Origin of the sequence: Anaerococcus vaginimassiliensis, assembly GCF_900626155.1 — a bacterium.
GTDB lineage: Bacteria > Bacillota > Clostridia > Tissierellales > Peptoniphilaceae > Anaerococcus > Anaerococcus vaginimassiliensis.
The window spans coordinates 1,585,860-1,598,464 of record NZ_LR130844.1; the positions used below are offsets into that span (position 1 = coordinate 1,585,860).

12 protein-coding genes and 1 other RNA gene are annotated in these 12,605 nt (G+C 29.8%); 2 read left to right on the forward strand and 11 right to left on the reverse strand.

All coding sequences use genetic code 11. The annotated features are described in order from the left end of the window. Position 1: 1 nt before the first annotated feature. Positions 2-1,126: a glucose-1-phosphate adenylyltransferase subunit GlgD gene (gene glgD, locus E0D87_RS07765; protein WP_130820026.1), complete on the reverse strand. Its 1,125-nt coding sequence runs from the start codon at positions 1,124-1,126 to the stop codon at positions 2-4. A 1-nt stretch (position 1,127) separates the two neighbouring features. After that, entirely contained in the window at positions 1,128-2,261 is a 1,134-nt protein-coding gene (locus tag E0D87_RS07770) for a glucose-1-phosphate adenylyltransferase (RefSeq protein WP_130820027.1), read from the reverse strand. A gap of 136 nt (positions 2,262-2,397) precedes the next feature. On the opposite strand from E0D87_RS07770, the gene ssrA reads away from it, so the two are divergent. Then, positions 2,398-2,752: a transfer-messenger RNA gene (gene ssrA / locus E0D87_RS07775) on the forward strand. A gap of 218 nt (positions 2,753-2,970) precedes the next feature. Here ssrA and E0D87_RS07780 read toward each other — a convergent pair. The 5 genes from E0D87_RS07780 to E0D87_RS07800 all read right to left on the reverse strand — a co-directional run bounded on the left by E0D87_RS07780 (position 2,971) and on the right by E0D87_RS07800 (position 8,143). Further along, positions 2,971-4,488 carry an ABC transporter permease/substrate-binding protein gene (locus E0D87_RS07780; RefSeq protein WP_130820028.1) on the reverse strand — a complete coding sequence of 506 codons (1,518 nt, stop codon included), beginning with the start codon at positions 4,486-4,488 and terminating at the stop codon, positions 2,971-2,973. Further along, on the reverse strand, positions 4,481-5,221 hold the full coding sequence (locus E0D87_RS07785; RefSeq protein WP_130820029.1) for an ABC transporter ATP-binding protein: 741 nt from the start codon (positions 5,219-5,221) through the stop codon (positions 4,481-4,483). Before E0D87_RS07785 ends, E0D87_RS07780 begins: the two co-directional genes overlap by 8 nt. A 139-nt stretch (positions 5,222-5,360) precedes the next feature. After that, positions 5,361-5,672 (reverse strand): hypothetical protein, encoded by a 312-nt coding sequence (locus E0D87_RS07790; protein WP_130820030.1) that lies wholly within the window; start codon positions 5,670-5,672, stop codon positions 5,361-5,363. 187 nt (positions 5,673-5,859) lie between these two features. After that, positions 5,860-7,155: a phosphomethylpyrimidine synthase ThiC gene (thiC, locus tag E0D87_RS07795; RefSeq protein WP_130820031.1), complete on the reverse strand. Its 1,296-nt coding sequence runs from the start codon at positions 7,153-7,155 to the stop codon at positions 5,860-5,862. Between the two features lie 220 nt (positions 7,156-7,375). After that, positions 7,376-8,143, reverse strand: coding sequence for an NERD domain-containing protein (locus tag E0D87_RS07800; protein WP_130820032.1), 768 nt, complete (start codon positions 8,141-8,143; stop codon positions 7,376-7,378). A 223-nt stretch (positions 8,144-8,366) separates the two neighbouring features. Between E0D87_RS07800 and gloA the strand changes: the two genes are divergently transcribed. Next, positions 8,367-8,750, forward strand: coding sequence for a lactoylglutathione lyase (gloA, locus tag E0D87_RS07805; RefSeq protein WP_130820033.1), 384 nt, complete (start codon positions 8,367-8,369; stop codon positions 8,748-8,750). A 112-nt stretch (positions 8,751-8,862) separates the two neighbouring features. Here the strand turns inward: gloA and E0D87_RS07810 are convergent, their stop codons facing one another. The 4 genes from E0D87_RS07810 to E0D87_RS07825 form a co-directional block, all read right to left on the reverse strand. Next, positions 8,863-9,165 carry a DUF3784 domain-containing protein gene (locus E0D87_RS07810; protein ID WP_130820034.1) on the reverse strand — a complete coding sequence of 101 codons (303 nt, stop codon included), beginning with the start codon at positions 9,163-9,165 and terminating at the stop codon, positions 8,863-8,865. A 224-nt stretch (positions 9,166-9,389) separates the two neighbouring features. Next, a complete protein-coding gene (locus tag E0D87_RS07815) occupies positions 9,390-10,691 on the reverse strand; it encodes a S41 family peptidase (protein WP_130820035.1) in 1,302 nt (433 codons plus the stop codon). Positions 10,692-10,927: 236 nt separating this feature from the next. After that, a complete protein-coding gene (locus tag E0D87_RS07820) occupies positions 10,928-11,365 on the reverse strand; it encodes a GNAT family N-acetyltransferase (RefSeq protein ID WP_130820036.1) in 438 nt (145 codons plus the stop codon). A gap of 84 nt (positions 11,366-11,449) precedes the next feature. Further along, the gene (locus E0D87_RS07825; RefSeq protein ID WP_130820037.1) at positions 11,450-12,412 is read right to left on the reverse strand and encodes an aromatic acid exporter family protein; all 963 of its coding nucleotides are present in this window, start codon (positions 12,410-12,412) and stop codon (positions 11,450-11,452) included. Between the last annotated feature and the right edge of the window lie 193 nt (positions 12,413-12,605).

Consider the following 12,605-nt stretch of genomic DNA (forward strand, 5'->3'; position numbering starts at 1 on the left):
TCTAAATTCCTTTCTCTAGTTTTTCATTCTTGCTTGTTACAAATGGATGAGATCTATTACCAAACAATCTGGTATCCTTGTCTATAAATGTTCTCTTGTCTGTTATTGCATAGTTTAAGATTGCTCCATCAGATATAACTGTATCTTGAAAAACTATTGAATTTTTGACAACAGCACCTTTTCCTATGGAAACTCCTCTAAATATGATAGAGTTTTCTACTTCACCTCTGATGATAGAACCGTTCGCAATCAAAGAATTTTTTACGTTAGATTCTTTTGTATATGATGTTGAAGGCTCATCTTTTGATTTAGTATAAACTAGACCGTCTTCATAAAACAGTTGATTGAAGTCATCCTTTTTAAGTAATTTCATATTAGCTTCAAAGAAAGAATTGATATCAGAAATAATTTCAAATTCTTTGTTATGTCTATAAAAGTCAATATTCATGTCTCCTGCAAATGAGAAGATTGCATTTAGTAAAGACATTTGGGAGTTCTTTTCCATGGCAGTTCTTAAGATTCTCAAGAACATATCCCTTTTAATCATGATTGATCCTAAAAATAGGTCAATCTCATTTGATAAGCCTAAGTTTAGACCAACTGAGCATGGCTTACCATTTTCATCTGAAGATATAATTCTTCTATTTAGATAATATCCATCTCTATCTTCTGTCTTTGTTGAAAATATTAAACAATCAAGATCATTTGATTCCATTGTTTCCTTAGCATCAGTTATATCAACTTTATTGATATACATAGGATTTTTGATATAGATATAATCTGAAGGATGATCTTCAAAGTATCTGATAGTATCATAATATGTTTCTATTTCACTTAGATTTCCCTTAGAATTATAACTTGGAGAGTTGATTAAAAGTCCGCCATTTCTTCTATTTAGCTCCCAACTTTTTCCATTACCAATATGGTCTAAGGTTGATCTTAACATTCTATCTGCATACAAGACCACTCTTGATATATCATGGTTTGAAATATTTGATAAAGAAAAATCGATTAACCTATATCTTCCACCAAATGGTAACATATAGTCTGGTCTATTCTTGCATAAAGCTCCATAATTTCTTTCTTCAAATTCTGAACTATATATTAAAGCTACAATACTAGGCATATTATTCCTCCTCGATACCTTCAGTACTTACTAGATAAACCTTGCTATCATCCTCTTTACCAATACTTTCAGTAATCTCCATATCAGATGCAACTACACAGTTGTATAGTTTTACTCCGCTTTTTACCTTAACTCCATTTAGTAAAACAGAATTATAAACTTCTGCACCTTCTTCTATCTCGACACTTGAAAATAGTACAGAGTTAGATACTGATCCATCAATAACGCACGCTTCATTTACCAATGAATCACTTAATTGACCAGTCTTACTTACTCTGTGAGGTGGAAGATTTAAAGAAGCTGTATAGATTTTCCAATTTTCATCATAAATATTAAGCTCGTTTGATGGATCTATCAAGTCAAGATTTGCTTGCCAGAAACTTCTTACAGTTCCAACATCCTTCCAATAACCATCAAACTTATAAACAAAGAGTTTTAAATCTTCAGCTAGCATTTTAGGAATAATGTCCTTACCAAAATCGTTAGAAGAATCTTTATTCTTGCTATCTTCAATCAACTCTCTTCTTAGAACTTGCCAGTTAAATATATATATTCCCATTGAAGCTAGGTTAGACTTTGGATGTTCTGGTTTTTCTTCAAATTCTACTATTTTGCCATTTTCATCGGTATTCATAATTCCAAACCTAGATGCTTCGTCCCAATCTACTTCCATTACAGCAATTGTAGCATCAGCTCCATTTTTCTTATGAACATCCAATAGTTCCCTATAGTCCATTTTATAGATATGATCTCCTGAAAGGATAAGAACATATTCAGGATTTACTTCATCGAGGTAATTAATATTTTCGTAGATAGCTGAAGCAGTTCCTTCAAACCATCTTCCACCTTCTTCTGTATAATATGGGGTAAGAATTCTAAGTCCACCAAAGTTTCTGTCATAATCCCAAGGTGCTCCTATACCAAGGTGTTGATTTAGTAATTGAGGTTTATATTGAGTTAGAACTCCTATATCTTTGATATCTGAATTTGTCGCATTACTCAAAGCAAAATCTATTATTTTATACTTTCCACCGAAAGGCACAACAGGTTTTGCCATATCTCTAGTTAAGGCTTTAAGTCTTGACCCTTGTCCTCCAGCTAATAACATAGCTGCAATTTTATTAGAATTTCTCATAATTCCTCCTTAAATAAGAAATTTATTACTTACTAAATGTATACCCATTTATATATACAGAAACCTTTTCTTGTATATATTTTATCTAATATTTATAATTTTGACAAGCTAATCAATAGAAGTATAATGCATGAGCGGGGATGACTTGGTTTCGACGTGGTTGAGGAGTCTTTAGCTGCAAGTCGTATGCAAAAACGTAAATTGGCAATTAAATATAAACGCAAACAACAATAGCGAAGCAAACTTCGCACTAGCTGCCTAAGAATAGGCCAGCAATGAATATCGGGCTCGTCGCAAGTTTGATATTCGTTTCATAATCAAGCGACAACTATTGTATGTAAGCTTTGCCATACAATCAGTAGAATGAAGCTAGCATAAAAATTTTTCGTTAGATTTTTATTTTTTATGTGAAAACTTAAATCTAAATAAACTTGTAGATGCTATTGGGAAATCTTCCACGGACAAGGGTTCAAATCCCTTCATCTCCACCAGATAGCTTATAAGCCTTGATATTTCAAGGCTTTATTTTTTTGCATTAATAAAAAGGTACCAATAATATAAAACACTACATATTATTACTAATTATCATTATCTGATAAATAAAATTAATGAATAAACTTACTTGCTAGGCTTTATAAAGCCATATTAATTAATATAAAAAATAGGAGATGATTATTTTTATATAATCTATCTCCTAAAGTAACTACAGTTAATTATCTATTAGTTTTTCTTTTATTAAATATTCCCTTGCAACTTCATTTGCTGATTTTCCTTCTACGTCAACTGCATAGTTCATTTTTGTCATTTCTTCAGATGTGATTTTCCCTGCTAGTTCTTCTAATATTTCCTCAAGCTCCGGATATTCTTTTAGTGTTTCTTCTCTAAGAAGTGGAGCTGCTTGATATGGCGGAAATAGTTTTTTATCATCTTCTAAGATTTTCAAATTATTTGCTATTATTTGACTATCAGTTGAGTAAACATCTGTTAAGTCTATGGATTTGTTGGAAATTGCTGTGTATCTTAGGGCGGGTTCCATAGTTTTTACATCAAAGTTTAAACCATATAAGCTTTTAAGACCTAAATTTCCATCTTCCCTATCGTTAAATTCTAGAGTAAATCCAGCATTTACATCATTTTCTATGTTTTTTAAATCTGATATTTTTTCTAAATTGTTCTTGCTGGCATAGTCTTCTCTTACAGCCAAGGCATAGGTGTTTTGAAATTTGCTTGGTTTTAAATATACTAATGAATCCTGAGCTAATATTTTATCTCTAGCTAAATTGTAGACTTCTTCTGGATCATTTGATACTTTCCCGATATCTTCTTTTAATAGGCTTGATGTTATGGTTCCAGTAAATTCCGGATAGATATCGATACTTCCTGCTTTTAAAGCCTCATATAAGAAACTTGTTTTTCCAAAGTTTGGCTTTAGTTCTACTTTTATATCAGTCTCATCCTCAATTAATTCCTTGTACATATTTATCAAAATCTCTGGCTCTGCTCCTAACTTACCAGCTAGTACTAATTTTTTATTTGTCTTAGATTTAAAAGGAACAAGACTTACTAATATTATACAAACTGTTAATATCAATGAAATCAATATAGTTCTTGGCTTTTTATTTTGTAATAATTTTATTAAGCCTCCAAATAATATTGCCAACAAGGCTGATGATATTGCTCCAATTAATATAAGAGAGGAATTATTCCTATCTATACCTAAAAGGATAAATGAGCCCAAACCACCAGCACCTACAAGCGCTGCAAGAGTCGCTGTTCCTATAATCATTATTGCAGATGTTCTCACACCAGACATTATAATAGGCATAGCTAAACTAAGTCTATATTTTCTAAGCTTCTCCCACTTTGTCATTCCAAATGCAGTCGCCGCTTCTTCTAGTGATGGATCTATCTCAGAAAACCCTGTAACTGCTCCTTGATAAATTGGAAATATGGCATAGATAACCAACGCTGTAATTGCTGGTATTTTGCCAATGCCCATAAATGGTATGAATAGTCCTAGAAGTGCAAGTGATGGAATAGTTTGAAATACACCTGTTACTTGTAGGACTCCCTCGTTTACTTTTTTCCTTTCTGACAATAATATAGCCAAAGGAACGGCAATAAATATTGCCAAAATCAATGCCACTAAAGATATTTGCAAATGTTCATATAGAGCTGTTACTAGATCTGTCTTTCTTTCAATAAGTGTTCTTACTAAATCATTCATAAATTATATCACTTTCGTTTTTGAAAAACTCACTTACAAAATCATTTTCTGGGTTGTCCATGATTTCACTAGGCTTTGCGATTTGAATAATCTTTCCTTCTTTCATAACGCAAATCCTATCAGCCAGTTTCAAGGCTTCATCCATATCATGAGTTACAAAGACTGTTGTAATCTTATACTCATCATGAATATTCTTAATTAAATCTTGTAATTGAGTTTTACTAATAGGATCTAGAGCTGAAAATGGTTCATCCATAAGTAGAATCTCTGGATTTGCTGCTATCGCTCTTAAAATTCCTATCCTTTGTTTTTCTCCACCTGATAAATCTTCTGGTAATCTATTTCTATATTTATCTGGATCAAGTCCTACCTGTTTTAGCAATTCATCAGTTCTCCTAGCTATGACTTTCTTATCCATCTTTTTCATTTCTGGAATGAGGGAAATATTCTCAGCAACTGTAAGGTTTGGAAATAGGGCTATTTGCTGAAGAACATAGCCTATATTTAGCCTAAGATCTCTTAGTGGATAATCTTTTAGTTTTTTATCTTTAAAATATATATCCCCTTCAGTTTGCTCGATAAGTCTATTTATAAGCTTTAGCGAGGTAGTTTTTCCACTACCGCTTGGACCTACTATTACAAAAAACTCACCTTTTTTTATATTAAAATTTAAATCATCTAAAACTTTTCCACTGTCAGTATAAGCCATAGATACATTTTTATAGGTAATCAAATTAACTCCTTTTCTATTTTTTATATAAAAAATCAACAATTAAAGTCTTGTTTTCATTTATACCCAATATTATTAAAATAGATTTAAAAAACCTCTAAATTTTATATATTTAGAGGTTTTAATAATTCATTCTATATAGTTATTTGATACCATGTTTTTCCATTCTTTCCTTAAATAAATTTGTAATTATTTTTTTAAGCTCCTCTTTTTCTTTTTCAGGTAAATCGCCTGGTTTTTTTGCTACTTCATAAAGATCAGGATGCTCCTTAGCTATTTTTTCAATTGCTTTAGTGGTTGAATGTTTTCTAACAAATATAGGTATTTTCTTAATCCAACCTTCAGGTAGCAAATCAAGTATTTTTTCAGCAGTTTCTTTGTCACTAATTTCTGATATTGACAATCTTTTATCGATATCTTTTTGATCTTTTTCGTTAAAATCTAATAATTTCATAGTTCCCTCCAAAAATAAATTCTGTAATTCTTAATCTTATTTAATTTTTCTTTTAATCACTACATTAATTTATACACTTTATTATTAAAAGTATTTATTTTTATTTATTATTTATTTTTAGTTATAAAGTCATAATAAATTTAAAAAACCTTACAATCTCATTAATAGAAATTGTAAGGCTGATTTTTTATAATACTATATCTTTGCCTTCAAGTATTAAGTTCATATTTTTCATAGAACACATACTACCGCACATAGTACAAGTTCCTTCATCTTCTGGATTGGATGCGTCTCTATATTCCCTGCATTTTTCAGGATCAAGGGCAAGCTCAAACATACCTTCCCAGTCTAGTTTTTGTCTTCTTTTACTCATTTCAAGGTCGATATTTCTAGCATCCTTTAATTTTGCAATATCCCCTGCATGAGCGGCTATTTTTGCAGCAACAATTCCTTCTTTTACATCATTTACATCAGGTAGTCTCAAATGTTCAGCAGGCGTTACATAACATAGGAAATCTGCTCCATGGCTTGCTGCAATTGCTCCACCAATAGCACTTGTAATATGGTCATATCCAGGTGCGATATCAGTTACCAAAGGTCCTAGTACATAGAAAGGTGCGTTGCGGCAAAGTTTTTTCTCAAGCTTCATGTTCATTTCTATATCATCAATTGGAACATGGCCTGGTCCTTCTATAATAACTTGAACATCTTTTTCCCAAGCTCTTTTTGTCAATTCTCCCAAGGTTATAAGCTCTGCTATTTGGGCAGGGTCTGTAGCATCATGGATACCACCTGGTCTTAAAGAATCTCCTAGGGAAAGTGTAACATCATATTCTCTTAATATATCTAATAGTTCGTCATAATATTCATAGAAAGGATTTTCTTGATTGTTCATCTTCATCCAACCAAAAAGAAGTGATCCACCACGAGATACAATCTCATTTACCCTTCTATTTCTCATGAAGATCTCAGCATTTGCTCTGTTTATTCCACAATGAATAGTTACAAAATCAACTCCATTTTCTGCATGGTTTCTAACAACATCCAAAAACTCGTGAGCTTTTATATAGCTTAATCCCTTATCTAAAAATCCTACTGCATCATACATTGGTACAGTACCAATCATAGCAGTAGATTTTTCTATAAGCTTCTCTCTAAATTCTTGGGTCTTGCCATAATTTGAAAGGTCCATTATAGATTCTGCTCCCATTTTTAGAGCCATATCTACCTTTTCCATCTCAAGATCAAGATCGTTTAAATCTTTTGATATACCAAGATTTACGTTAATCTTAGTCTTAAGTCCTGAGCCAATTCCTTCTGGAGATATAGACTTATGATTCCTATTTCTAGGAATAACAATCTCTCCTTTGGCAATCTTTTCTAAAAGAAATTGTTCACTAACATTTTCTTTCTTAGCAACGATTTTCATCTCTTCTGTAACAAAACCATGCTTTGCAGCTTCCATCTGTGTCTTATATTTCATAAATTAAAAAAACCTCCTAAAATTATTTATAGGAGAATAAATATGCTTCATCCCACGCAGGCATTATCCTGACCGGTTTGATGGTCGAAGTCGAACTTCCTCTCAGCACATAGCTCCCATAGATCATTAATTTACATATATTATTATAATAGAAAAAGGAGATTAAGTAAAATTTTTATACCAAATCTCCTTATTAAAACAAAATTATTAAAAGATAAAACTACTTGTCTGAATTAATTTTTGTAACAAACCTACACTTAGGAAAGTTAGAAGAACCTATGAATTTCCCATATTTTCCCTCACTCTCAATCAACTTAGCTCCACATTTAGGACAAATATTTTCTTTTATTTTTTCTTTATTTGATTTTTTAAGTCTTTTAATATCTCTTGCATGGTTAAAGTCAGTTTCTCTTGATTTATTTGAATTAATTAGTTGAATTATTTTCTGAATATCCTCTTTCTCACATATCTCACTAACAGATAATTCATTTATTACATCCTCTAAGTCCTTTATCTTGCAAACTTTTGCATTCTGAGTTTCAACTTTATCTAAATTTGCTTCTCCTGAGAAAGCTATTATAGAATAATATGTCATATTAGGATAATCATTTTTTAAAATTGTCTCAATAGCTTTTATATGTCCATAGTCTTGATAAACAGGATTCATGAAGTAATTCTTGTGCTTTGGCAAATATTGACACCATTGTCTGTAAGATTCTTTTCCATATATTTTCCCTTTGTATCCCTTAGTCTCAATGCAGAAAATACCAAAAGTAGAAACAATTATATGGTCAATCTGGCTTGTTTTTGTCAAAGTTTCTGGATTTTCTATTTTTAAATCATGGAGAATTTTGTACTTTTCCTTATCTAAATCCTTTAAAACAACCGCTACTGCAAGCTCCCCGATATCTCCTTTAAACTTCGATTTATATACAGTAACTAATAAAATACAACCTATAAAAAATCCTAAACTTAGCTTAATAGCCATAATTCCACCTCAAATTTTAATTCTAATATTTTCCTTACATAAATTTTATCACTTATAAGATATAATTAAAACAATATAAAAATAATATTCTAGTATTTACTTATAGTTTTCAATTGGTCATAATTTTTAATAAAATTTTAGAAAATTTGTTTAATTGTCCTAAATTCAATATCCTTTGAATAAATTTTCCCCTTTTGGGTTATACATAGACTAGGAGGACAATATGAAATTTTTACACACAATGATTAGAGTTAAAGACCTTGATAAGTCTTTTAAATTTTATACTGAAGAGTTAGGTTTCGTAGAATCTAGAAGAAAGGAATTTCCAGATAAGAAATTTGATCTTGTTTATTTGAAACTTCCAAAAAGTCCAGATTACGAACTTGAGTTAACCTATAATTATGACCAAGAAGAGGCTTACGAACTAGGAGAAGGATACGGCCATATTGCTATTTCCCACCCAGATATCAAATCTCTAAGGGAAGAATTTTTAGAAAAAGGTTTTGAAGTAACTGAACTTAGAGGCCTAAGTGATAATTCTGATAAATATTTTTTCGTAACAGATCCAGATGGTTACAAGATTGAAATCATTCAAAAAGAAGACTAGGAAATAAAAATATTATAACGTGATAATACCAACAATAAATAGGTAAAACTAGTTGTTTGGTCACACGCAAGAAAAAAACTGCTATGTTAGCAGTTTTTTTCTTATATATTTATCAATTATTATATTTTGACCCAGCACTAATTAACAAAGTTATTCCAGCAATAATTCCCACAACAAAAGCTATAAAACTATACATAGAATGTGTTTTAGAAATGGCTATTCCAGTAATTAGAAGGCCACTACCTATTAAAATCAAACCTTGCCCTGTCATTTTGCAAAAAACTTTTTTATTATCTGGAGAAACATTTCTGTAATGATAGCTATGTAGTATATTGATTTTCTCTCTTTTCCAAACTAAATAGCCTAATATAATAAATACAACACCAACACCTATAACAATTATTTCACCTAGCATAAAATATACCTCCCGAATTAATCTTCTATTCTGCAATTTTCTCCAGAATCCTAACGTTTCATTTACTTGCTACTATAATATCACAATATAGTAGGCTACAATCTTAAATCCATTATTAAATCTTTTATATTTTTGATACCTTTTATACTAATCTACTAACATTATATACTACAAATCGGTTTCTTATTATAGGTTAAATAATTATCATTATAAAATCTATTAATCTATTCTATATTTGTATCTTTGATAACTGCTTTAATTATATCCTGATCTATCAACCTTTTAGAAGTATATGTATAATCTGTTTCTACCTTTATATCAGGAACTGTTTTGTCCAACTCATTTATGGATCCTGATTCTGTAATCGTCAAATTATTAGCAAATCTAAGCACATATCCAGTGTTTGGGAGATTTATCTGCATTGGGTCAAAACCTAATCCTTCTCCTCCAGTTATTGAACCAACTAATTTTGCTAGTTTTGTTTCTTTACAGAATGATGCCAGACTTTCCGAAGACGAACATACATCATCATCAACTAAAAGATAAATATCACCCTTATATCTAATGGAATCTTTAGATGGACTGATGTTAATAGTAGAAGATGCATAATAGTTAAAATCTTTTATTATTGATTTTACTTCATCTTCACATTCCACTTTAGATAAATATTTGTTTATATCCTTACTAACCCCTTTTTGATTTATTATTTTTCTATTAAGTTTTCCGCCCTTAAAAAAACTGTGCACTGTAGTCTCATAGTCTTTATCAATAATTTGAGGTAATAAAAAGTCTTGCCAGTACCTTGTATCTCCACCACCATTACCTCTAATATCAACAATTAAATAAGGATAGGATTTTATTTTATCTAAGAAATTTCTTAATATTTCTTTATCATTATTTATAAACAGTTCTCTAAGGAGAGAATTAATTTTTATATAAGCAATCTTATCTTTTATTAAAATATCTGTAGTTAAATTTTGATAATTTGGATCATTTAATAATTTTTTGTTATAATTTACATTATTAAATTTATTTATATTATCCTGATTTATCTTATATCTACTTCTAACCTTATCCTTTTCATAAATCTTAGAAATATCATATCTCCAGTCACTATAAGAAAAATTCCTATAGATTATGTACATAAAGATTCCATTACTTTGTGGAATTAAATTTGTATGCGAATTATTTAAATCAGACAAAACATCATTCATTCTATTGAAAAAATCTTCATCACTTATTGACTCCGAAATATATTTTTCATATTTTTTTCTATTTGAAAGCCAATCAAATCCATTTTTCTTTTCATTAATTTTGAAAAAAGGATAATAAGTTTTCAGAGTATTATAGACAAAATTAAAATCCTCTATATAATTTTGGGTGCTTATTTTAGAATCTTCTATTCTGTTATCATTTAACTTAATTGAATCAATATCAATTGAATCGTTACTGTTAAAAATAGAAATTACATACCAAAAAGTTAACGCTATCGCAGAAATCATTATCAAATATTTCACTTTTTTCATTCGATTATTCCTCTTATAATTAACTTAAGATTTATTTCTTATTAATTAATTTATATTATATTTGAAGTATTTATCCAAACTTATAATTAAATAATAAGACATTATATATTTCTTAATATAATTCTTAAGAATCTATTTTATATACATATATCTCTATCAAAAAACCGACATAGTCAGCTTTCATATAAAAATATATCAGATGTTGTAAAATTTAATAAATACTTGATACTTATGTATTAATCTAGCCACTTAACTTTGTCAATAAAAGTACTTGAGTCTTGATAGCCAATTTTCCCATAAAAGTTGTCGTGCATTTTGTCATTCACCGCTTTAAGCTCTACACATGAAGCTCCCATATCCTTTACATAATTCTCAAGTCTTTTAACTAATGCTGTACCATATCCTCTGTTTTGGAACTTGTAATCAATTACTATCTCCTCTAAAGTATAACCTATAATATCATCATATTGTTTAAAATACCCCATAGCAAAACCTACGATTTTAGTCATATCTGCAATAATCAAAGAAAATGAATCCTCCATGCTTATAACTTGATGTATTCTTTTGTAAGCTGTTTTCTCATTCCAGCTGGATCCTTCTATTTTGTTATAGTAATTAACATATAAGTCAAGTACTTTATAGATATCTTCTACGTTCATAACTTGTATTTTCATAAGTCACTCCAAAATCTAATAATCCAAATTCTGTATAAATCATGTTATTACTATTTATAATTTAATAATCGCCCTTATTTTCCGTCAGATTTTGAAAACTTCCGAATTAATATTCCTTCTTATATCTATAAACTGATTCAAGCTTCTAAAAACTTGAAAAATAGCTGAGCGTATAAGAAAGTCTTCATGAGTTTCAGGTAGTTCCATCATATTAAAATGCTCTTTTAAAAATTCAATTCTATTTTTGACCGTAACCATATCTCCATCTTCTGTAAGGTTATTTGAAGTATCAATTATTATATCAGATATCAATTTTCCATCAGCATATTCTACGGGAATTTCCTTCAAGTCGTCATACATCTCCTTTAAAAGGTCCATCTCTCTTTCCCTTTGGTTAAGTTTAATAAGCAAATTCTTACTATTTTCTATACGGTTGTCTTTTTCAATAATCGCAAGATCAAGTGCCTTATCTATGTCATATTCAAGCTTTTTGATCTTCCCCTCATAAACTTCTACATCAATATGTTTCACAAGAATATTTCCATAAAAATTTAAGATATCCTTTATATCACCATCAATATCTTCTATCCAATCTATCAACTCATCCTGACTTTCTGGTGCATACAAGTTGGTCAACATAGCAAATCCAGTTCCAATAAGTACAAGGCCCAGTTCATTTATAATAATTTGAGAATTAATCGTTCCATAGCTTAATAAATGTGTAACTATTACGCTTGAAGGACCCAGGCCTAGTTCAATTTTTAATAGGAAAGATATAGGGACAAATAAGAGTAAATATAGGCCAAAGGCCCAAGTTTTGTAGTCAAAAATTTCAAATACCAAAATCCCTAAAACAAGAGCTATTATTGCAGATAATGCCCTTTTAAATCCACCCTTCAGTGTATCTTGTCTAGTCTCAAATATATCAAGGATGGTAATAATTCCTGCTGAAGATGAAAATTCAAGTCCTAAATATTTAGCTACAATAAGTGACAAGGTGGCTGCTATAGCTGTTTTTATAGTTGTGCTGAGTAATGTTTTATTCATAGTTATTCCTTTGATGTAATTTTTATTTTTATAAATGTATTTCTTTTTAGTTGATTCTTTGATTTTTGATTGTATTTATTTTATACAATTTCCTATTTTAAGCTCAATCATAAACCTTAGAAGTACAAATGCTTCTTGTAACATGCTTGAAACTATTTACTCATGTCTTCTTAATCATTTTATAATATAAATT